The organism is Vannielia sp. ABF1_015 (assembly GCF_056160745.1).
The window spans coordinates 329,851-352,450 of the sequence record NZ_JBSWXT010000003.1 but is presented as its reverse complement, the minus strand read 5'-3'; the positions used below and the strand labels follow the sequence as shown (position 1 = coordinate 352,450).

At 65.9% G+C, this 22,600-nt stretch carries 18 protein-coding genes; 16 read left to right on the top strand and 2 right to left on the bottom strand.

The window, feature by feature from the left end:
- Positions 1 to 27 precede the first annotated feature (27 nt).
- From ACXAG6_RS19015 to ACXAG6_RS18995, 5 genes are all read left to right on the top strand, one after another.
- Positions 28 to 4,317, top strand: coding sequence for an RHS repeat-associated core domain-containing protein (locus tag ACXAG6_RS19015; protein ID WP_475339469.1), 4,290 nt, complete (start codon positions 28 to 30; stop codon positions 4,315 to 4,317).
- Between the two features lie 9 nt (positions 4,318 to 4,326).
- Positions 4,327 to 4,827, top strand: coding sequence for a hypothetical protein (locus ACXAG6_RS19010; protein ID WP_475339467.1), 501 nt, complete (start codon positions 4,327 to 4,329; stop codon positions 4,825 to 4,827).
- 60 nt (positions 4,828 to 4,887) lie between these two features.
- Positions 4,888 to 5,832 (top strand): putative zinc-binding metallopeptidase, encoded by a 945-nt coding sequence (locus ACXAG6_RS19005; RefSeq protein WP_475339466.1) that lies wholly within the window; start codon positions 4,888 to 4,890, stop codon positions 5,830 to 5,832.
- A 91-nt stretch (positions 5,833 to 5,923) separates the two neighbouring features.
- Positions 5,924 to 6,847: a helix-turn-helix transcriptional regulator gene (locus ACXAG6_RS19000; RefSeq protein WP_475339465.1), complete on the top strand. Its 924-nt coding sequence runs from the start codon at positions 5,924 to 5,926 to the stop codon at positions 6,845 to 6,847.
- Positions 6,844 to 7,302, top strand: a complete 459-nt coding sequence (locus tag ACXAG6_RS18995) for a 3-hydroxyacyl-CoA dehydrogenase family protein (protein ID WP_475339464.1) — start codon at positions 6,844 to 6,846, stop codon at positions 7,300 to 7,302. The genes ACXAG6_RS19000 and ACXAG6_RS18995 overlap by 4 nt, the downstream gene beginning before the upstream one ends.
- Before the next feature lie 79 nt (positions 7,303 to 7,381).
- Here ACXAG6_RS18995 and ACXAG6_RS18990 read toward each other — a convergent pair whose 3' ends face one another.
- Entirely contained in the window at positions 7,382 to 8,296 is a 915-nt protein-coding gene (locus ACXAG6_RS18990; RefSeq protein ID WP_140015712.1) for a LysR family transcriptional regulator, read from the bottom strand.
- Positions 8,297 to 8,466: 170 nt separating this feature from the next.
- On the opposite strand from ACXAG6_RS18990, the gene chvE reads away from it, so the two are divergent.
- From chvE to ACXAG6_RS18935, 11 genes are all read left to right on the top strand, one after another.
- On the top strand, positions 8,467 to 9,519 hold the full coding sequence (gene chvE, locus ACXAG6_RS18985) for a multiple monosaccharide ABC transporter substrate-binding protein (RefSeq protein WP_475339462.1): 1,053 nt from the start codon (positions 8,467 to 8,469) through the stop codon (positions 9,517 to 9,519).
- 65 nt (positions 9,520 to 9,584) lie between these two features.
- On the top strand, positions 9,585 to 11,105 hold the full coding sequence (gene mmsA, locus ACXAG6_RS18980; RefSeq protein WP_475339461.1) for a multiple monosaccharide ABC transporter ATP-binding protein: 1,521 nt from the start codon (positions 9,585 to 9,587) through the stop codon (positions 11,103 to 11,105).
- A gap of 9 nt (positions 11,106 to 11,114) precedes the next feature.
- On the top strand, positions 11,115 to 12,347 hold the full coding sequence (mmsB, locus tag ACXAG6_RS18975) for a multiple monosaccharide ABC transporter permease (RefSeq protein WP_475339460.1): 1,233 nt from the start codon (positions 11,115 to 11,117) through the stop codon (positions 12,345 to 12,347).
- An 82-nt stretch (positions 12,348 to 12,429) separates the two neighbouring features.
- A complete protein-coding gene (gene araD / locus ACXAG6_RS18970; protein ID WP_475339459.1) occupies positions 12,430 to 14,175 on the top strand; it encodes an L-arabinonate dehydratase in 1,746 nt (581 codons plus the stop codon).
- A 67-nt stretch (positions 14,176 to 14,242) separates the two neighbouring features.
- Positions 14,243 to 15,166, top strand: a complete 924-nt coding sequence (locus ACXAG6_RS18965) for a Gfo/Idh/MocA family protein (RefSeq protein WP_475339458.1) — start codon at positions 14,243 to 14,245, stop codon at positions 15,164 to 15,166.
- A complete protein-coding gene (locus ACXAG6_RS18960) occupies positions 15,163 to 16,173 on the top strand; it encodes an aldose epimerase family protein (RefSeq protein ID WP_475339457.1) in 1,011 nt (336 codons plus the stop codon). Before ACXAG6_RS18965 ends, ACXAG6_RS18960 begins: the two co-directional genes overlap by 4 nt.
- A gap of 14 nt (positions 16,174 to 16,187) precedes the next feature.
- Positions 16,188 to 17,105: a dihydrodipicolinate synthase family protein gene (locus ACXAG6_RS18955; protein WP_475339455.1), complete on the top strand. Its 918-nt coding sequence runs from the start codon at positions 16,188 to 16,190 to the stop codon at positions 17,103 to 17,105.
- Positions 17,106 to 17,113: 8 nt separating this feature from the next.
- Entirely contained in the window at positions 17,114 to 18,634 is a 1,521-nt protein-coding gene (locus tag ACXAG6_RS18950) for an aldehyde dehydrogenase (NADP(+)) (RefSeq protein WP_475339454.1), read from the top strand.
- Between the two features lie 7 nt (positions 18,635 to 18,641).
- The gene (locus ACXAG6_RS18945; protein ID WP_475339453.1) at positions 18,642 to 19,544 is read left to right on the top strand and encodes a 2-dehydro-3-deoxygalactonokinase; all 903 of its coding nucleotides are present in this window, start codon (positions 18,642 to 18,644) and stop codon (positions 19,542 to 19,544) included.
- Positions 19,541 to 20,143: a 2-dehydro-3-deoxy-6-phosphogalactonate aldolase gene (locus ACXAG6_RS18940; RefSeq protein ID WP_475339452.1), complete on the top strand. Its 603-nt coding sequence runs from the start codon at positions 19,541 to 19,543 to the stop codon at positions 20,141 to 20,143. Before ACXAG6_RS18945 ends, ACXAG6_RS18940 begins: the two co-directional genes overlap by 4 nt.
- On the top strand, positions 20,140 to 20,982 hold the full coding sequence (locus ACXAG6_RS18935; RefSeq protein WP_475339450.1) for an SMP-30/gluconolactonase/LRE family protein: 843 nt from the start codon (positions 20,140 to 20,142) through the stop codon (positions 20,980 to 20,982). The genes ACXAG6_RS18940 and ACXAG6_RS18935 overlap by 4 nt, the downstream gene beginning before the upstream one ends.
- A 79-nt stretch (positions 20,983 to 21,061) precedes the next feature.
- Here ACXAG6_RS18935 and ACXAG6_RS18930 read toward each other — a convergent pair whose 3' ends face one another.
- Complete coding sequence (locus ACXAG6_RS18930) at positions 21,062 to 22,597, bottom strand: UxaA family hydrolase (protein ID WP_475339449.1); 1,536 nt, start codon at positions 22,595 to 22,597, stop codon at positions 21,062 to 21,064.
- Positions 22,598 to 22,600: the final 3 nt, after the last annotated feature.

Sequence of the window (22,600 nt, the reverse complement as noted above, 5' to 3'; positions counted from 1 at the left end):
TCTCTGGCCCTCGGAGGGCCGCAAGTCATGTCCGATGCAAAGCCGGCCGCCCGGCTGCTTGATCAGATCTCCCACACCTCCGCGCTCGCCGGGTTTCTCGGTGGGGCCATCCTTGGCGCTGTGGTCGGCGTGGCCATCGTTGCGGCGACCGTGGCCACAGGCGGCGCGGCGCTGGCGGTGGTGGCGGCGGTTGGCGCGGGCGTGGCGGCAACGGGGGGCACGGCGCTTCTGGGCGGGGCGCTGGGGGCCACCTTCATGGGGCCACCCTGCGGCACAATCTCGCCACCCTGCGCGGTCAATGTCCTCGTCAACAACCGTCCGGCAGCACGCTCGGTGCTCGACGGGGTGCTCTGCGCCATGCATGCGCCCGGCCCGCCCAAGCCCATCGCCACCGGCGCGGAGCGTGTTCATATCAACATGATGCCTGCCGCGCGGGTTGATGAAACCTCGGTTTGCGGCGCAAAGATATCGCAGGGCTCGGAAAACGTGAGATACGGCGGCGCCTCGGTGCAGATGCTCGACATCCAGCCCGAGATCCCCGCGTGGATGACCACCACGGCACAGGTCATGGCCATCGGCGGCTCCATCGTTGCGGTGGGCGCGGGGGCGGCGGCGGCCTTCATGGCGGGCGGCACCTGTGCGCTCATCGGCTTTGCCGGTGAAACCATCGGTGGTCTGGCGCTTGGCTACGTTGGCAAAGAGGCGGGCGGCACCGTCGGCGAGCAGATCGGCGGCGAGCGCGGGCGCATCATCGGTGAGGCCACCGGCGAGTGGATCGGCGGCTTCTTCGGCGGCAGGCTGGGCGGGCGAATGTCGCGGGGCCACCCGGTTGATGTGGCCACCGGCGAGCTGTTCACCACTTCTGTCGATTTCACCCTGCCCGGCCCGTTGCCATTCGCCTTTTCGCGGGCCTGGATGTCGAGCTCCACCGAAACCGGGGCCAGCGGCAACCTCGGGGCAAAATGGGCCGATGTGCTGGGCCAGCGCCTGCTCTACTCGCCCGCACTCGATGCTTTCGCGCTGCGTCTGGAGGATGGCCGCCTTGCGCTGTTCCACGTGCCCGAGCCGGGCCGCCCCTCCGTCAACACCGTTGAGCGGCTCATTCTGGAGACAGACGGCAGCCGCTTCTCCGTTCGCGATTACAACGGCATCTCGCGCCACTTCGCGCCCGATCCTTACGTGGCTGGCGGCTACCTGCTGTCAGGCTTCTCGGATCGCAACAACAACCGCATCTCAATCGAGCGCGACCGTCTCGGCCTGCTGACCCAGATGACAGGCTCTGCGGGCCATGTTGTCGGGTTCCACCACGACAGCTATGGCCGCCTTGTCGCCATCGACGCGCCGCACCCCACCATTGAGGGCGAACGCTTCGCACTGATGCGCTATGGCTACGATGCCGCGGGCAACCTCGCCCATGCCACCGATGCCGAAGGCAACGCCATCCGCTATGCCTATCACGCGGGCCAGATGGTCAGCGAAACCCGCAAGGGCGGGCTGCACTATGTGTTCGAGTGGGATGCCAGCTTTACCCGCGTCACCCGCACGTGGGGCCGCTCTGCCTCTGGCGCGATGGACCTGCTCAACCACGCCGCCTTCACCTATGACGAGCTTCACAGATGCACCGTGGTCGCCGATGCCGACGGCCACGAAACGCGCTATTTCCACGACGGTGCAGGCCATGTGACGCTGGAGGTGGATCCGCTCGGGCGCGAGCGCCGGATGAGCTACGACAAGGCCGGCAACCTGCTGCGCACCGAAGAACCCACCGGCGCGGCGGTGGAAAATGCCTATGACGACATGGGCCGTCTGGTGAAGGGCACCACCGAGAAGGGCGCGGTCTTTACCCAGACCATGCTCGATGTGCCGCCCACCGATGTGCGCTTCGGCCTCGTGGCTTCCACCACCGACAGCCACCACGGCCCCACCAGCTACAGCTACGACGAGATCGGCAACTGCATGGCCGAGACCGATGCCACCGGTGCCGAAACCCGCTTCCTACGCGATGAGCACGGCCGCAGGCTGGCCACGCTCGACGCCAAGGGCCCGTTCTGGCGCGGGCGCTACAGCGCTGGCGGCCTTCTGGTGGCCGAGGGCCCCGACGCGCTGGAGCGGTTCTATGAACGTGACGGGCTGGGCCGGGTTGTGCGCGAGCACTACAGCGACGGGCGCGAGCTGCGCATCACCCTCGATCTGCTCGGCCAGCCGCTGGAGATAGATGAAGGCGCAGGCCGCATCACCCGGATGGAGCATGACCCGGACGGCAACATCGTGCGCCACATCACCGCCGAAGGCGCGGAAACCCGGCTGAGCTACGATGGCATTCGCCACCCTGTCCGCCGGGTCGAGCCCGCCGGGGCCACCACCGTGTATACCTACGACAGCGAGTTTCGCCCGCTCACCGTCACCAATGCCGAGGGCGAGGTTTATCGGCTGGAGTATGACGCCGCGGGCGATCTGCTGCGGCAGGTGGCCTTTGACGGGCGCGAGACGCTGCTGGAGCTTTCCCCCGAGACCGGCGCGCTGGTGGCCTGGACAGAGGGTGGGCGGCGCACCGAGCAAACCGCCGATATCTGGGGCAGGCCGCTCCAGCGCCGCCACGACGATGGCAGCATCCACCGCTTCAGCTGGGACGCGAATGGGCAGGTAGAAAAGGCGGTATCGCCCGGCGTGGTGGTGGGCTTCAGCTATGACGCGGCGGGCCGCGTGGTGGATGAAACCATCAACGGAGATACAACCACCCGCCGCTATGATCTGCGCGGCCGCGTTGAGGCACTGCTGCTCCCCGATGGCCGCGAGATCACCCATGACTACGCCGATGATGGCAGCCCCGCCGCGCTCGCCCTCGATGGTCGCGAGCTCGCGCGCTTTTCGCACGATCCCCTCGGCCGCCTGAAAGGCATCGCCGCCGGGGCCGTTCACTTGCGGCACAGCTACGATGCGGGCGGGCGCCTTGCCGAGCAGGAGGTGCTGCACCACAGCGGCTCCGGCAGCTTCCGCCAATTGCTGCGGCGTGACTACGGCTGGACGGCCGAGAACACGCTGGCCGAGCTGACCGACAGCCGATTTGGCACCCGCACCTATAGCTATGACGCCGCCCAGCGGCTAACGGCCATTCAGGGCTGGTCGCCCGAGCACTTCGCCTACGATCAGGCCAACCACCTCGTCGCCGCCACCACGCCCGAAAGCCCCACCACTTCCGTGGCGATCCGCCAGAACGCCGGGCAGGTGCGGGTGATGGGTGACCACCACTTCAGCTATGATGCCGAGGGCAACATGGTGGAAGATTGGTCAGGCGCGCGTCAGAACACCCGCCGCACATATACCTACGACGGGGCCGGGAGGCTCAGCGAGGCGCGCATCACCACTTGGGAAAGCGAGGTGACCGCCAGCTACACCTACGACGCCTTCAACCGCCGCATCTCCAAAACCCTGCGCACCCACCGCGACTCTGCCAACGACGGCGCAGGCGCGGACAGCATTCAAACCACCCGGTTCTACTGGTGTGGCGACGATATGATCGGGGAAAGCACCGCAACCGGGGCAGGGGCTGAGGCGGAGGCCGATATCACGCCCTGCCAGCGGCTTTATATCTATCACCCCGGCAAGTTCGTTCCGCTCTTTCTCGTCGAGAACGGCGCGCATTATCTCTACGACACCGACCACCTCGGCACGCCGCAGGCGCTGTTTGACGCGAAGGGTGGCATGGTCTGGTCGGCGCAGTATCGCGCCTATGGGCGGGCACAGGTCATGGAGCCCGGCGGCCTGTCTCAGCCGCTGCGTGCGCCCGGCCAGTACCACGACCCCGAAACCGGCCTGCACTACAACCGCAACCGCTACCTGCACCCCGAGCTTGGCCGCTACACCCAGCCCGACCCAATCGGCCTGCTGGGCGGCGAAAACCTCTATGGCTACCCAACCAACCCGACAGGCGCGATCGACTTCTTCGGCCTCACGCCGCTCGATCAGGGGGGCTATTCGCTCTACCATATCACCAATGGTGCCGGTGATGTCGTCTATGTCGGCATCACCAACGACCCGGCCGTCCGCCGCTCGGGGCACACCGGCACCGGGCGGCTTGGCCGGGGCTACCAGATGAACGTGGTCGAGCGGAATTTGACTTACGCGCAGGCGCGTGGTTACGAACAGGCCGACATCAGGCATTACGGCACCCGCGATACCAGCCGCATCGGCCAGCCCTATCGGGCCGGCGATCCCAACCGGGTCTGGTCCTATGCCGAAGGTCGAAACGACGCCCGCGCCCAGGCGTTTCAGGAACACGAACGACAGCGCACCGCCGGCTACGGCGGCTGTGGATGAGGAGTGCAGATGCCACGGATGCCCAAGATCAAACCCGGCCAGTATTTTTCGGCCCCGCTGCTCGGCGGGGGCTATGGCTACGGATATTTCACCCACGTCTATGAGAACTTCATCTTCTTCTGCGACGTCTTCGACCGCATGGGCGAAAGCCCCGATTTGCCCGCCGACATCGACGAAAGCCCGCTGCTGATCACCGATATGGCGATCGGCGGCGAGGAGTTTACGCTGAAGCCGGAAGAGGCCGAGGAATTCGGCGGCAAATGGGTGCTGCACAAGGCACCGCTGCGCGAGGGCGCGGCGCTGCATCAGCCGCTGCGGATCATGGGCACCAAGGTCGTTGATCTCAGCGAGGCCGCGCCCGACCGTCCCGCCACACCCGCCGAGCTGGAGAGCCTCGGCAAGCTGGGCCACCCCTTCCCGCCGACCACGCACAACATGATCGAGGTCGCGCTGCGGCGGATCGACGTGAACCCGGATGACTTCTACCCGAAGGACTTCCCAAAAAACTGAGCCTCCCGGGCGGAACCCGCGCCGGTTTCAACCGTTGAGGGCCGATCCCCGGAGGCTTCCATGCAAATTTTCCACTGCCCCGACTGCGCCGCTCAGGTGTGGTTCAACAACACCTTCTGCCCAAATGGCCACCCGCTGCACTTCGACCCCGATGCGCAGGTGATGACCCATGGCGACGATTGCGCCCGCCGCGTGGCCATCGGCTGCAACTGGCGGGCCGAGGGGGCAGGGGAGCTGTGCCGCTCCTGCGCGATGACAGAGGTGATCCCCGACCCAGAGGTGGAAGGGGCCGAAAGCCGGCTTGCCCGCACCGAGGCCGCCAAGCGCTGGGTGCTGGCCGGGCTGTTGCGCTGGGGCTGGTTCGGCCCCGCCGATCACGGCCCCGCCCCCCGCTTCGAGCTGGTGGCCGACCGCACCCGCCACGGGCCGGAAGACATCATCATGGGCCACGCCGATGGGCTCATCACCCTCGATGTGGCCGAATCCAGCCGCGCGGTGCAGGAAGAGCGCCGCGAGCGGTTGGCCGAAGATTACCGCACCATGTCGGGCCATCTGCGCCACGAGCTGGCGCATTACCTCTTCATGCGCCTCAGTCAGGATGATCCGGGCTTTGCCCCCGCCTTCCGCGCCCTCTTTGGCGACGAGCGGGCCGACTATGGCGAGGCGCTCAAGGCGCATTATGCCAATCCCAAACCCGCGGGCGGCACTCATATTACCAGCTACGCCACTGCGCATCCGCATGAGGACTGGGCCGAGACGGTGGCCCACTTGCTGCACCTGACCGATCTTGTCGACAGCGGCTGGGCCGTGGCCCTCGCACCCGGCGGCGATGGCTATGCCGAGCCCGATGCGCTGGCCCTGATCGAACGCGCCGCAGATTTCGCCATGCGCGTCAACCACGTCAACCGCGCGCTCGACCTCCCCGATCTCTACCCCTTTGTGCTCACCGACGCGGTGCGCGACAAGCTCGCCTTCGCCCATGGGGCGCTGCGCCGGGGAGGGTAGGCGCGAATTTCGTTGAAGCCGCCCGGCGGATCGTCCATCTTGTGCACTATAATTCACACGATGGATTGACGGGCACGAAACGCGGCAGGACATGAGCGAGATCACCAACTTTCAGGGCGAGGCGACCGATGCGCTTGCCGCCGACGAGATGGAGGCCGCCGTCGACCGTCTGATCGCGCGGGTGGGCGAGCGCGTACGCAAGGCCCGCGAGCTGCGCGGGCTGCCCCGGCGGGTGGTGTCAGAGCTGTCCGGCGTCTCGCCGCGCTATCTGGCACAGCTTGAGGCCGGAGAGGGCAACATCTCCATCGGCCTGCTCAAGCGCGTCGCCGTGGCGCTCGACCACCGGATCGAATGGCTGGTGGGCGAGGATGACCCGTGGACCTCGGAGGCCATGCGCGTCGCCGATCTGTTTTCCTACTCTTCCGCCGATGTGCGCAGCCGCGTGCTCGACCTGCTCAGCCCCGAGCCCCCGGGCCGCCTGCGCGGCCAGCGAATTTGCCTCATCGGCCTGCGCGGAGCCGGAAAATCCACGCTCGGTGCAGCGCTTGGCGCTCGCCTCGGCCTGCCTTTCATCGAGCTGAACCGCGAGATCGAAGAGCAATCGGGCATGCCGGTGAACGAGGTGATGGCGCTCTACGGGCAGGAGGGCTACCGCAAGCTGGAGGCGCAGGCGGTGAGTCGCATCACTGCCACCCATGAGGCCCTGATCCTCGCCGTCGCCGGCGGTATCGTCGCCGAGCCTGATACCTACAAAAGCCTGCTGTCGCAGTTTCACACGGTCTGGCTCAAGGCCTCGCCCGAAGAGCATATGGGCCGGGTGCGGGCGCAGGGCGATACGCGGCCCATGGCGGGCAACCCCGAGGCGATGGAGCAGCTCAAAAGCATCCTGCGATCGCGCGAGGCGCTCTATGAGCGGGCCGAGGCGCAGCTCGACACATCGGGCCAAGCCTTCGAGGCAACGCTCGACGCGCTGGAGGCGCTGGTACGCGAGCGCGGCTTTCTCACCGGCGAATGACCAGCACTATAATTCATGACTCGACCGCCCGGCTTCTGGCCCTGAGCCATGCCGAGGTGGAGGCGCTGCTGCTCGAAGGCTCCAACCCGTGGGAGCTGGACGAGGCGCTGGAGGCGGGCGGCATGGCGCAAGGCCCCTGCGCCATGCAGGACCAGATCGGGCTGGATGTGATAAAGGTGGCTCGCACCGAGCCCTTCCTCGTGGCAGACAGGATGGTGGCCGAGGGGCGGCTGGGCCGCAAGGTCGGTGTCGGCTGGTTCCGCTACCCCGGCGGCGGCGGCGCGGTGGTGGACCCGCTGGTCGAAGACCTGATCCGCGAAGAGGCGCATTTTGCCGGGCGGGAATGGCGCGAGCTGAGCACCGATGTGATCCGGGCGCGGTATTTCGGGGCGATGGACCTCGCCTCGCACGATATGCCGCCCGAGGCCCGCGCCGCGTTGGGCCTGCCTGGCTGAGCCGCTCTTCGCCCCCCCTTTGGGGCCTCATCGCTTCAGCCAGGGCGAAGACGCCTCGAAGGGCGGATGAGCCCTCTCCTCACAACCGCCGAAACACCTCCTGCATCACCCGCTCCGCCGCGCGGTGCATCTGCTGGCTGCGGTTGTGGATCACGAAATAGGGCGCCACGGCCAGTGCATCGGCCAGTTCCAGCGTGGCAAAGCTGTCTCCTATCCGGTTGCGGGTGATCACATCCGCCACCTCCTGGCTTTGCGGGGCAATCGCATCGGTGCCGCCGAGGATCGACAGCACCACCAGCAGGGACGATGAATTGGTGATCCGCTCCGGCGCGCCCAGCCCGGCGGCATGAAAGGCCCCGTCCATCGCCACCCGGATCGGCGTGCCGAGATCCTGAATCACCCATTCATAATCCCGCAGCTCCGCCAGCCGCCGCGGCGCGCCAAGCGCCGGGTGCCCGGCCCGCACCACAAGGCTCACCACCTCGTTGCGCGCCGGGTAAATGGCAAACTGGCGGCTGTCGTATTCCGGCGGCAGACGGCAGATGACAAAGTCAAACCGCCCCTCCTCCAGCCCCCTCACCAACTGCCCTGAAGGCCCCACCTCAATGGTGGCCTGAATGTCCGGCGCGGCCTCTCGCACCGCCTGAATGGCAGGCACCAGCACCCCCACCGTCGGCCCGGTCACCGAGCCCACCCGCACCTCGCCGCTCTCTCCGGCGCGCAGCCCGGCCACCTCGCTCTCAAGGCTTTCCAGCTCGCTCAGGATCACCCGCGCGTGGCGCAGAAAGGTCTCGCCCAGCAGGGTCGGCTCCATGCCCTTGGGGTGGCGGGCAAAGAGCGGCGCACCCACCTCGGCCTCGATTTCGGCAAGCACGCGGGAGGCGGCGGGCTGGCTCATCGCCAGCATATGCGCAGCCGTCTGCAACTGCCGCGTCTCCCCGATCCGCTGGATCAGCATCAGCTGCCTCGGTTTCAGCCGCCCGGCCAGATCCATGCTCCGCCCTCATAACAAAACTGATATGCACATCGCGCATAATCGCATTTTACAGTCATGTAAACGCCGCGCTATCGGAAGGGCATGGGCGCTTCACGGCCCCACAACAGGGAGATGTGCGCATGCAGGGGCTGGGAGGCCCGCCAAGCGCACGCATTTGGAGGAAACAAATGAATATCAAGACCCTTCTCGCCTCGGCTGCGGCCGTGGTGTCGCTGGCCGCTAGTGCCTATGCCGAAGGCACCGTTGGCATCGCCATGCCCACCAAATCCTCGGCCCGCTGGATCTCGGACGGTGAGTCCATGGTCAAGCAGTTCGAAGAGGCCGGCTACGAGACCGACCTGCAATATGCCGAGGATGACATCCCCAACCAGCTCGCCCAGATCGAGAACATGATCACCAAGGGCGTGGACGTGCTGGTCATTGCCGCAATCGACGGCACCACCCTGTCGAACGCGCTGGAAAACGCCGCCGCCTCCGGAATTAAGGTCATCGCCTATGACCGCCTGATCCGCGACTCCGGCAACGTCGACTATTACGCCACCTTCGACAACTTCAAGGTTGGCGTGCAGCAGGCCTCCAGCCTCGTGGACGGCCTCAAGGAGCGCTTCGGCGACGGCCCCTACAACGTCGAACTCTTCGGTGGCTCGCCCGACGACAACAACGCCTATTTCTTCTACGATGGCGCCATGTCGGTGCTTCAGCCGCTGATCGACGATGGCACCATCAACATCGTTTCCGGCCAGATGGGCATGGATACCGTCGGCACCCTGCGTTGGGACGGCGCCGTGGCTCAGGCCCGGATGGATAACCTCCTTTCCGCCCACTACACCGACAAGGAAGTCCACGGCGTTCTGTCGCCCTACGATGGCCTCTCCATCGGCATCCTGTCGTCGCTCAAAGGTGTCGGCTACGGCTCGGGCGACCTGAAAATGCCGATCGTGTCGGGTCAGGACGCCGAGGTGCCTTCGGTCAAGTCGATCCTCGCCGGTGAGCAATACTCCACTGTCTTCAAGGACACCCGCGAACTGGCCCGCGTGACCGTGGGCATGGTCGATGCGGTTCTGGGTGGCGGCGAGCCCGAGATCAACGACACCGAAACCTATGACAACGGCGTCAAGGTTGTGCCGTCCTACCTGCTCGAGCCCGTCTCCGTCGACGCGAGCAACTGGGAAGAGATCCTGATCGGCTCCGGCTACTACAGCGAAGACCAGATCAAGTAATCCCTACGGGGGTTCTCCCGGGGCCTGCGCTCGCGCGGGCCCCAACGAAGGCGGAGGCAAAGCGAATGACAGCGCTGCTTGAAATGCGCGCGATCACCAAGGAATTCCCCGGCGTGAAGGCTCTCGATACCGTCAACCTGACGGTGAAAGAGGGCGAAATTCATGCGCTGGTGGGAGAGAACGGTGCGGGCAAGTCCACCCTGATGAAGGTGCTTTCCGGCGTATATCCCGTCGGCACCTACGAGGGAGAAATCCATTACGAAGGCGCGCTGGCCGAGTTTCGCAGCATCTCCGACAGCGAGGCGCGTGGCGTCATCATCATCCACCAAGAGCTGGCGCTTGTGCCGCTGCTCTCGATTGCCGAAAACCTGTTTCTCGGCAACGAACGCGCCAAGGGCGGCGTCATCGACTGGCGCGATACCAACAAGCGCACCGAGGAACTCTTGCGAAAGGTCGGCCTCAAGGAGCCACCGACCACGCAGGTCGATTCCATCGGCGTCGGCAAGCAGCAGCTCGTCGAGATCGCCAAGGCCCTCTCCAAAGAGGTGAAGCTGCTCATCCTCGATGAGCCCACCGCCGCACTTTCGGAATCCGATAGCCAGGCCCTGCTCGATCTCATGCTGGAGCTCAAGCAACAGGGCGTCACCCAGATCATCATCAGCCACAAGCTCAACGAAGTGCGCCGCGTGGCCGATACCGTCACCGTCATCCGCGACGGCACCACCGTCTCCACCATGGATGCCCGCGAGGGCGGCATCACCGAAGATCGCATCGTCCATGACATGGTGGGCCGCGACATGGCCAACCGCTACCCCGCCCGTACCCGCCGCTCCGGCGACATGCTGATGGAGGTGAAAGACTGGAACGTCTGGCACCCCGAGCACGCCGAACGGCAAGTGATCAAAAACGCCAACTTCACCGTTCGCGCTGGCGAAGTCGTCGGCATTGCGGGGCTTATGGGGTCGGGCCGCACCGAGCTTGCCATGAGCATCTTCGGGCGCAGCTACGGGCGCAACATTTCCGGCAGCGTCGAAATCAGCGGCCAGCCGGTCGACACATCCAACGTTCCCCGCGCCATTCAGGCCGGGCTGGCCTATGTGACCGAAGACCGCAAATCGCTTGGCCTGATCCTCGAAGAAACGATCCAGCGCAACATCACCCTCACCAACCTCCCCGAGGTGGCCAACGCCGGTGTGCTGAACGAGGCAGAAGAAACCAAGGTTGCCGAGAAGTATCGCGCCGCGATGAACATCCGCACGCCCTCGGTGTTCCAGAAGGTGATGAACCTCTCGGGCGGCAACCAGCAAAAGGTGGCGCTCTCCAAATGGCTCTTTGCCGAGCCCGAGGTGCTCATTCTCGACGAACCCACACGCGGCATCGACGTGGGCGCGAAATTCGAGATCTACGGCATCATCAACGAACTCTCCGAGCAGGGCAAAGGGGTCATCATGATCTCCTCCGAAATGCCCGAACTGCTAGGCATGTGTGACCGTATCTATGTGATGAACGAAGGGGCCCTGGTGGGAGAGCTTTCCGCCGAAGAGGCCAGCCAGGAGCGCATCATGTCGCTCATCGTGACCGATTGAGGAAGACCCATGGCAATCGCTGAAGACACAGAAACCCACGCCCCCAAGAGCATCGGAAGCTACCTGAAGAGCCACCTGCGCGAGTATGGCCTGCTCTTCGCGCTGATCTTCATCATGGTGTTCTTCCAGATCGTGACGGATGGCACCCTGTTCCGCGCGGTGAACATCACCAACCTGATGCTGCAAAACAGCTACATCATCATCATGGCGCTTGGCATGCTGGTGGTGATCGTCTCGGGCAACATCGACCTCTCGGTCGGCTCGGTCATGGGCTTCATCGGCGCACTGGCGGCGGTGATGATCGTCAACTGGGGCTGGAATATCTATGCCACCGGCCTGATTTGCCTCGTCGCGGGCGGGTTGATCGGGGCGGCGCAGGGCTATTGGGTCGCCTATTGGAAGGTGCCCAGCTTCATCGTCACCCTTGCGGGCATGCTGGTGTTTCGCGGCGCCTCGCTCTGGCTGCTCGAAGGCCAGTCCGTCGGCCCCTTTCCGCGTGAATTTCAGGTCATCGCCAACGGCTTCATCCCCGATCTTTTTCCGGCGAGCCTTGGCGAAAGCCTCGCAGGCCTCTTTGGCGCGCGGCAGGTCAACGTGCTGGCCCTGCTCACCGGCGTTGTCGCCGCGGGCATCATCACATGGCTCGGCATGCGCAAACGCGCCCGCAACAAGGCCTATGGCATCGAGGATGAGCCCCGCGCCTTCTTCGTCGCCCGCAACCTGATCGTCTCCGCCGCGCTGATCTTCATCTGCTACAAGCTCGCCACCTTCCGGGGCCTGCCCAACGTGCTCATCACCATGGGCGTGCTGACGGTGATCTACGCCTTCGTCACCGAGCAGACGACCATCGGGCGGCGCGTCTATGCCCTCGGCGGCAACGAGAAGGCCGCCAAGCTCTCGGGCATCAAGACAGAGCGGCTCACCTTCCTCGCCTTCGCCAACATGGGCGTGCTCGCCGCCATCGCAGGCCTCGTCTACGCCGCCCGCCTCAACACCGCCACGCCCAAGGCCGGCTTCGCGCTGGAGCTTGACGTGATCGCAGCCGTCTTCATCGGCGGCGCGTCGATGTCGGGCGGGGTTGGCAAAATCGTCGGTGCGGTCGTCGGGGCCTTCCTCATGGGTGTGCTGAACAACGGCATGTCGATCATGGGCATCGGCATCGACTATCAACAGATGATTAAGGGCCTCGTGCTGCTCGCCGCTGTGCTCTTCGACGTCTACAACAAATCCAAGCAGGGATGAGGTGCGCCGTGAACGCGCACCCTACACCCACCGCCCGTAGGGTGCGCATTCATGGCGCACCATCCCGCCCGGAGGTAACGAGATGACATTCAAACCCGCCGAATGGCCCCGCAAACTCCGCTCGCAAGAGTGGTATGGCGGCAATTCCCGCGACACCATCTACCACCGTGGCTGGCTCAAGAACCAAGGCTACCCACATGATCTGTTCGACGGTCGCCCGATCATCGGCATCCTCAACACATGGTCCGAGCTGACACCCTGCAACGGCTCGCACGTCAAGGAACTGGTGGAGAAGGTGAAGGCCGGCGTCTGGGAGGCCGGCGGCTTCCCGGTCGAGGTGCCGGTGTTTTCGGCGTCGGAAAACACCTACCGCCCCACCGCCATGATGTTCCGCAACCTCGCGGCCCTCGCGGTGGAGGAAACCATCCGCGGCCAGCCCATCGACGGCGTGGTTCTGATGGTCGGCTGCGACAAGACCACGCCCTCGCTGATGATGGGCGCGGCCTCTGTCGACCTGCCCGCCATCGTCGTCACCGGCGGCCCCATGCTCAACGGCTATTTCCAGGGCGAGCGTGTCGGCTCGGGCACGCACCTCTGGAAGTTCTCCGAGGATGTGAAGGCCGGGAAGATGACGCAGGAGGAATTCCTCGAAGCCGAGCAAAGCATGTCGCGCTCCACCGGCACCTGCAACACCATGGGCACCGCCTCGTCGATGGCGAGCATGGCCGAAGCCCTCGGCATGGCCCTCTCCGGCAACGCCGCCATCCCGGCGGTGGACAGCCGTCGCCGCGTCATGGCCCAGCTTTCGGGCCGCCGCATCGTCCAGATGGTGAAGGACGATCTGAAGCCCTCCGACGTGATGACCAAGCAGGCCTTCGAAAACGCCATCCGCACCAACGCCGCCATCGGCGGCTCCACCAACGCGGTGATCCACCTGCTGGCCATGGCGGGCCGCTGCGGCGTGGACTTGACGCTGAAAGATTGGGACCGTTGCGGCCGCGACATCCCCACCATCGTCAACCTCATGCCCTCCGGCAAATACCTGATGGAAGAGTTCTTCTACGCCGGTGGTCTGCCCGTGGTGCTCAAGCGCCTCGGCGAGGCCGGAGTGCTGCACCGCGACGCCCTCACCGTCTCCGGCACCGGCATCTGGGACGAGGTGAAGGAGGCCGTGAACCACAATGAAGATGTCATCCTCCCCGCCGAAAAGGCGCTCACCCAGTCCGGCGGCATCGTCGTGCTCAAGGGCAACCTCGCCCCCGGTGGCGCGGTGCTCAAGCCCTCGGCCGCCACGCCTGCGCTCCTGCAACACAAGGGCCGCGCCGTGGTGTTCGAGGATATCGAAGACTACAAGGCCCGCATCAACGATGACGCGCTCGACATCGACGAGACCTGCATCATGGTGATGAAGAACTGCGGCCCCAAGGGCTACCCGGGCATGGCCGAGGTCGGCAATATGGGCCTGCCGCCCAAGGTGCTCAAAAAGGGCATCACCGATATGGTGCGCATCTCCGATGCCCGCATGTCGGGCACCGCCTATGGCACCGTGATCCTGCACACCTCCCCCGAAGCCGCCGCCGGTGGTCCGCTCGCGGTGGTGCGCTCCGGCGACATGATCGAGGTCGACGTGGCGGGCCGCCGACTCCACCTCGATATCCCCGAGGCCGAACTCGCCGCCCGCCTCGCCGCATGGTCCCCCACCCACGAGCAGCCCGCATCCGGCTACGCCTGGCTCCACCAGCAGCACGTCATGGGCGCGGATACGGGGGCCGATCTCGACTTCCTCCAAGGCTGTCGGGGCAACGAGGTAGGCCGCGACTCGCACTAGTAGGGTGGGCAATCTGCCCACCTTCCGGGGGCAATTTGCCCACCATTCGAACCAACCGGAGACCATCATGGAAATCGCCCTCGTCGGCATCGGCAAGATCGCGGTGGATCAACACGTCCCCTCCATCGCCGCCTCTCCCGATTGGGAACTGGGCGCCACCGTCTCGCGGAATGGCAGCGTGGAGGGCGTCGCCGCCTACACCCAGCTCTCCGAGATGCTGGAAGCGCACCCCGAAATCCGCGTCGTCTCGCTCTGCGTGCCGCCCGTCCCGCGCTTTGCGCTGGCAGCCGAGGCGCTCCGCGCAGGCCGCCATGTTATGCTTGAAAAGCCCCCCGGCGCGACCCTCTCCGAGTGCCACACGCTCGAACAGCTCGCCCGCCAGCACCGCGTCACCCTCTACGCCTCATGGCACAGCCGCGAGGCCGCCATGGTGCCCGCAGCAAAGGCATGGCTGGCCGACAAGAAGCTCACCAACTTCACCGTGACGTGGAAGGAAGACGTGCGCCGCTGGCACCCGGGGCAAGAATGGATATGGCAGCCCGGCGGCCTCGGCGTCTTCGACCCGGGCATCAATGCGCTCTCCATCGTCACCGAGATCCTGCCTGAGCCAATCCACCTCACCGACGCCACGCTGGAGGTGCCCGAGAACTGCCAAGCCCCCATCGGCGCAACCCTCGCCTTCGCCCACCCCACGGCGCAGGCGAACATGACCTTTGACTGGCGCCAGACGGGCGACCAGACATGGGAGATCGAGGCCGAAACGAGCCAAGGCACCCTCAAGCTGCTCGACGGCGGCGCGCGCATGCAGATCGACGGGCAGGAGCAGGGCGAAGACGCGGATGCGCTCAAGGGCGAATACCCGCGCCTCTACGCCAACCTCGCCCGCCTTGTCGCGCGAGGTGAGATCGACATGGACCTTGCCCCCATGCGCCACGTCGCCGATGCTTTCACCCTTGGCCACCGCACTCTTACGGAGCCCTTCATCGAATGACCCCCGATCAGAATCGCGAGATCTTCGCCACCACCCCCGAGGGCGATACCGTCGAGATCGTCACCCTCGCCAACGGTCCCGCCACCGCCCGCGTGATGACATGGGGCGCAAGCCTGCAGGACTTCCGCCTCGAGGGCGTCGAGCACAGCCTCGTCCTCGGCTCGCCCACCTTCGAGCCCTACCGCATGGGGATGAAGAACTACGGCGCAGTGGTTGGCCGCGCCGCCAACCGCATCGCCGGTGGCAAGGCCCCGCTCAACGGCCAGATCATTGAGCTCGAAACCAACGAAGCAGGCCGCAACGCTATCCACGGCGGCTCTGATGGCTGCGGTTACGTCAACTGGGCGCTTGCCAGCAGCACCAAAACCTCCGCCACCTTCACGATCACGCTGGCAGACGGGCAGGCGGGCTACCCCGGCAACCTCACCCTCAACGCCACCTATGCGCTCGACAACGAAGGTGCCCTGACGCTGGAGATCACCGGCACAACCGACGCGCCCACCTTCTGCAACATCGCGCATCACAGCTACTGGAACCTCGACGGCACCCCCACCCTCGACGGCCACACCCTGCACGTCGATGCCGACAGTTACCTTGCCGTAGACGCGCACAAGATCCCGCAGGGTGGCCCGCAGCCCGTCGCCGGCACCCGCTTCGATTTCCGCCAGCCCCGCGCCATTACCACGCCCGAGGATGACCCCAAGCTCGATCACAACTTCTGCCTGCGCCTTCCCGGCACCCAGATGCACCCCGCATGCACCCTGCGCGCGGGCGAGCTGCAACTGGAGATCGACACCACCGAACCCGGCCTGCAAGTCTACGACGGCTCCGGCCTGAACTCGCAGGCCCCCGGCCATGCAGGCGTGCCTTACGGCCCCCATGCAGGCGTGGCGATCGAGCCGCAAAAATGGCCCGATGCGCCCAACCACCCGGACTATCCGCAAATCACCCTTTCGCCGAGCGAGACCTATCGGCAGGTCTCCCGGTTCCATGTCACCCGTATCTGACGTAAGGAACACCCATGCAAAGCCCGCTCACCGGAATCCTCCCCGTCGCCCCCACGCCCTTCACCGCCGAAGGGCTGGTGGATGAAGAGGGGATGCGCCGCGTCCTCGATTGCATGATCGACCAAGGGGTGGATGCGATCTGCATCCTCGCCAACTACTCCGAGCAATTCGTGCTCTCCGACGAAGAGCGCGCCCTGCTCACCCGCGTCTCCATCGAGCATGTCGCTGGCCGCGTTCCGGTGATCGTCACCGTTTCGCATTTCTCCACCCAAGTCGTGGTGGATCGTGCCAAATACGCCGAGAGCCTTGGCGCCTCCATGCTGATGATGATGCCGCCCTATCACGGCGTCGGTCTCGTGCCCGCCGAGGCCGGGATCATGGAGCATTTCCAGGCTGTTAGCGACGCGATTAACATTCCGATCATGGTGCAGGACGCTCCGCTTTCCGGCGTCTCCCTCCCCGTGCCCACGCTGGTGCGCATGGCCAAGGAGATCGAACATGTGTCCTACTTCAAGATCGAAACCCCCTTCGCCGCCGACAAGCTCGCCGCGCTGATCGAGCAGGGCGGCGATGCCATCGTTGGGCCGTTCGATGGCGAAGAGGCGGTGACGCTTCTGGCCGATCTGGATGCAGGCTGCACTGGCACCATGACCTCGGCGCTCCAGCCCGAGCTGATCGGCCCCATCGTCGTCAACTACCTCGACGGTGACAATGAAGCCGCGCTCACCGGGTGGAAGCGCTGCCTTCCCCTGATCAACCACGAAAACCGCCAATGCGGCCTCCGTGCTGCCAAGACGGTGATGATGGAGGGCGGCGTGATCGGCTCCGACCACGTCCGCCATCCGCTGAAACCCATGTCGCAGCGCACGAAGTCGCGCCTGCTGCAACTGTCCAAAGAACTTGATTTGATCGCCCTGAAATGGGGCAAGTGAGGAGAGAAATGAGTTTTACCCCCAAGTCCAAACACCTTGTCGCCGGCGAATGGCTGGATGGCCCCTCGACCTTCAAATCCGAGCCCGCCCACGGCGAGGCTTTCGACTATCCGGTCGGCACGCCCGATCTGGTGAACAAGGCCTGCGAAGCCGCCGAAGAGGCCTTCTGGACCTACGGCTATTCCAGCCGCGAAACCCGCGCGAAGTTTCTCGACACCATCGCTGACGAGATCGAGGCGCGCGGGGCCGAGATCACCGAAATCGGTACCTCCGAAACCGGCCTGCCCGAGGCCCGCCTGCAAGGCGAGCGGGGCCGCACCACCGGCCAGCTCCGCCTCTTCGCGTCGCACATCCGCGACGGCGGCTATCTCGACGTGCGCCATGACGAGGCGCTCCCCGACCGTGCCCCGCTGCCCCGGCCTGACCTGAAGATGGTTCAGCGCCCGATCGGCCCGGTTGCCGTGTTCGGCGCCTCCAACTTCCCGCTCGCCTTCTCCACCGCCGGGGGCGACACCGCCGCCGCGCTGGCTGCTGGCTGCCCGGTCGTGGTCAAGGGCCACTCCGCCCACCCCGGCACCGGCGATATCGTGGCGCAAGCCATCGACGCCGCGATCCAGAAATGCGGCATCCACCCCGGCGTCTTCTCCCTGATACAGGGCGGCAAGCGTGACGTGGGCACAACCCTCGTCGAGCATCCGCTGATCAAGGCCGTGGGTTTCACCGGCTCGCTTGGCGGTGGCCGTGCGCTCTTCAACCTCTGCGCCGCCCGCCCCGAGCCGATCCCCTTCTTCGGTGAGCTTGGCTCGGTCAACCCGATGTTCGTGCTCCCCGAGGCCGCCAAGGCGCGTGGCGCTGCGATGGGCGAGGGCTGGGCCGGATCGCTCACCATGGGCGCAGGCCAGTTCTGCACCAACCCCGGCATCGCCGTGGTTGAGAAGGGTGCCGATGGCGACGCCTTCGTTTCCGCCGCCAAGGAGGCGCTCGAAAAGGCCGCACCGCAGGTCATGCTGACCGACGGCATCGCCCAAGCCTACAAGGACGGCAAATCCCGCTTTGATGGCCGCAACGCCGTGCAGCCCCTGCTGACCAACGAGGACGAGGGCCGCAACGCCTCTCCCAACCTCTACGAGACCGACGCAGAGGCCTACCTGCAAGACCACGCCCTTGGCGAAGAGGTCTTCGGCCCGCTCGGGCTGGTGGTGCGCGTCTCCGGCAAGGACGAGATGGAAACCCTCGCAAAGGGCTTCGAAGGCCAGCTCACCGCCACCATCCACATGGATGAGGGCGACACCGAGCGCGCCAAGGCGCTGATGCCGATCCTCGAGCGCAAGGCAGGCCGCCTGCTGGTCAACGGCTTCCCGACCGGCGTGGAAGTGGCTGACACCATGGTCCACGGCGGCCCCTACCCGGCGTCGACGAACTTCGGCGCAACCTCCGTCGGCACGCTCTCGATCCGCCGCTTCCTGCGCCCGGTGTGCTACCAGAACATGCCCGACGCGATCCTCCCCGAAGATCTCGCCGGAGCCTGACAGGCACATGAAAACAAGCTGGATCGCGGCCGACTGGGGCACCTCCAACCTCCGTCTCTGGGCCATCGGCCCGGAGGGGGAGGTGATCGGCCGCGAAACCTCTGACGCGGGTATGGGCGGGCTCACAGCCGATGGGTATGAGCCCGCCTTGCTCGCCCTCGCCGAAAACTACCTCGGCGATGGCCCGACCGAAGTGCTGATCTGCGGCATGGCAGGCGCGCGCCAAGGCTGGGTCGAAGCCCCATATGCCGCCGTGCCCTGCAAGCCCTCGGGCCTCGCGCCGGTGACGGCCCCCACCACCGATCCGCGCCTCAGCGTGCGCATCCTGCCCGGCCTCAGCCAAGCCGAGCCCGCCGATGTGATGCGCGGCGAAGAAACCCAGGTCGCGGGCTTTCTCGCAGGCCACCCCGATTTCGATGGCATCCTCTGCCTGCCCGGCACCCACTCCAAATGGGTGCATATCTCGGCGGGCGAGATCGTCAGCTTCCGCACCTTCATGACCGGCGAGATCTTCTCGCTGCTCTCCTCCCAATCGGTGCTGCGCCACTCGCTCCACGGCGAGGGCTGGGATGACGCCGCCTTTGCCGAAGCCGCGACAGATGCCATGTCACGCCCCGAGCGAATGGCCTCTTCGCTCTTCTCGCTCCGCGCCGCCTCCCTGCTCACCGGCCTCGCCCCCGGCACGGCGCGCGCGCAGCTCTCGGGCACGCTCATCGGCCTCGAACTGGCCGCCGCGCGCCCCTACTGGCTCGGCCAACGCGTGGTGCTCATCGGTGGCCCGCTGCTGACCCAGCCCTACGCCAAGGCGCTCTCTGCCCAAGGCGTCGCCCCTGAAACCCATGATGGCGAGCACCTCGCCCTCGCGGGCCTCACCGCCGCCCGCATCGCCCTGACCGGAACCGCCCAATGACCCGAAACCTCATCGCCATCCTGCGCGGCCTCAAACCCTCCGAGGCGCTGCCCGTGACCGAGGCGCTGATCGCCGCCGGGATTACCAAGATCGAGGTGCCGCTCAACTCGCCCCAGCCGCTCAAGAGCATCGCCGCCATGGCCGAGGCCTTCCCCAAGGCGGTGATCGGCGCCGGCACGGTGCTGACCCCCAAGCAGGTGGTTGAAGTCTCCGCCACCGGCGCGCGCCTCGTGGTCTCGCCGGATACCAACCCCCGCGTGATCGACACCACAGTGGCGGCGGGGATGGAAAGTTACCCCGGTTGCATGACCCCCACCGAGGCCTTCACCGCCCTGCGTCACGGCGCAACGGGCCTCAAGCTCTTCCCCGGCTCGCTGGTCGGCCCCGCTGGGCTGAAGGCCATGCTCGCCGTGCTGCCAGAGGGCACAGAGGTGCTGGCGGTTGGCGGGGCAGGGCCGGATAACTTCGCCGAATGGGCGGCAGCGGGCATCTCCGGCTTCGGCATCGGCTCGGCGCTCTACAAGCCCGGCGACAGCGCCGAAGCGGTGGCCGAGAAGGCCGCCGGTATCGTGGCGGCCTATGACGCGGTGATGGCATGAGCACGGTCTACGACACCCGCGCCTGCCGCCTTGGCGAAGGCCCGCTCTGGCACCCGCAGCGCGCCCAGCTCTTCTGGTTCGACATCCTCGGCAACCGCCTGCTGACCCGGGGCGACGACGGCCCGCATGAGTGGACCTTCTCCGAGCATGTCTCCGCCGCGGGCTGGATGTCGCAAGAGGTGCTCTTCATGGCCTCCGAAACCGAGCTCTTCACCTTCGATCTCGCCACCGGCGTGCGCGAGAGCGTGCTGCCGCTGGAAGCAGATAACCCGGTGACCCGCTCCAACGACGGCCGCGCCGACCCGATGGGCGGCTTCTGGATCGGGACGATGGGCAAGAAGGAGGAGAAGGGGGCAGGGGCGATCTACCGCTATCACATGGGCGAGCTGCGCCAGCTCTACGGCGGCATCACCGTCAGCAACTCCATCTGCTTCGCCCCCGGCGGCCGCGCCGCCTATTGGGCCGATACGCCGACCCACCAGATCATGCGCACCCCGCTCGACGCCGAGGGCTGGCCTTCGGGCGCGCCGGAGGTGTTCGTGGACCTGAGCGCAGAGGGCCTCTACCCCGATGGCTCGGTGGTGGATAGCGAAGGCGCGCTTTGGAACGCCCAATGGGGCGCGGGCCGCGTTGTGCGCTACCTGCCGGACGGCACGCCGGATCGCGTCATCGAGGTCGGCGGCGAAAAATCCACCTGCCCGGCTTTCGGCGGCGAGGGGCTGACAACGCTCTACGTCACCACGGCCTGCGGCGGCATGAAGAAAGACGGCAAGCAGGGCGTCACCTACGAGGCCCCCGCCGGCGTGGCCGGGCTGCCAGAACCGCAGGTGATCCTCTAACCCGCGAGGACGCCTCGAAGGGCGGACGACCAGCCCCAAGCCAGCTCATCAAGCCCCCCCGGGGCTTTCTTCGCCCGTGCTACCCTGTCACCCCAATCGGCCAGGGCGCAAACTCTTCCTCGCCTACACCCAGCGCCTCGGACTTCGACTTCTCGCCCGAGGCCACCGCCAGCATCTTCTCGAAAATCTCCTGCCCCACCTCGTCGAGCGATTTCTCACCGTCGATCACCGTGCCGCAGTTCACATCCATGTCGCCCGTCATCCGGGTGAACATGGGCGTATTCGTCGCCAGCTTGATCGTCGGGCTGGGCATCGAGCCAAAGCAGCTCCCCCGCCCGGTGGTAAAGCACACAAGGTTTGCCCCGCCCGCAATCTGCCCGGTGGCGCTTACCGGGTCGTAGCCCGGCGTATCCATGATCACGAGGCCCTTTTCCTCCACCGGATGGGCATATTCATACACCGCGTTGATCCCCGTAGAGCCACCCTTCTTAGAGCCGCCCAGCGACTTCTCGATCACATTGGCCAACCCGCCCGCGTTGTTCCCGGGTGAAACCCGCCCGTTCATCTGCACATCGCGGCCCTCGTTGTACTTGAGCCACCAGTTGATCCGCTCGATAAACTTCTGCCCCACTTCCGGCGTCTTTGCCCGCGCGGTGAGCGTATGCTCCACGCCATAAAGCTCCGGCGTCTCGCTCAAAATCGCCGTGCCGCCGTGCTTCACCAGAATGTCCACGGCCTTCCCAAGCGCCGGATTGGCACTCAGCCCCGAGAACCCGTCCGAGCCACCACATTGCAAGCCCACCATCAAGTGTTCCGCACTCACCGGCTCCCGCTCAATCGCATTGGCCTCGTCCAGCATCTCGCGGATCACCCGCTTGCCTTCCTCCACCGCCGCCGCCGTGCCGCCGACATGCTGCATTGTGATCGCCCGCAGCATCTTGCCGCTCTCAAGGCTCTCCTTCTCGAAGAACTCGCCCAGATTGTTCCGCTCGCACCCCAGCGAGCACACCAGCGCCCCTGCCGTGTTCGGATGCCGAATATACCCGGCAAGCGTCCGCCGCAGCAGGTCCATCGGCTCGCCGGTCATCTCCATCCCGCAGCCCTGCTGGTGAACAAAAGCCACCACGCCATCGACGTTCGGCCACTTCTCCAGCCGCTCCTCGTCAAAGTAAGCGCTGATCTTGCGCGCCACCGTGGCCGAGCAGTTCACCGTGATGAAAATCCCGATGTAATTGCGCGTGCCAATCCGCCCATCCTTGCGCCGGATCCCCATGAACCGCGCGCGCTCCGCCTCGGGCAGCATCGGCGTCTCCACGTAGTCCTTTGAAAAGCGGTAATCTTTCTGGAAATCATCGACGAGCACATTGTGCGAGTGTAGCCACGTCCCCGGCGCAATGTCCTCGCCCGCAAAGCCAATGATGGTGGCGTATTTCAGCACCGGCTCGCCCTTCTTGATCTCCCGCGTGGCGATCTTGTGGCCCAGCGGCACCTCCTGCAACGCCACCACACCCTCGCTCGCCACCGCGGTTCCGGCGGCAATCTCCACCCGCGCCACAACCACGTTATCCGCCTCGTCCAAGCGGATCACCGGGGACCGTTCCATCACGTCGCTCATCTG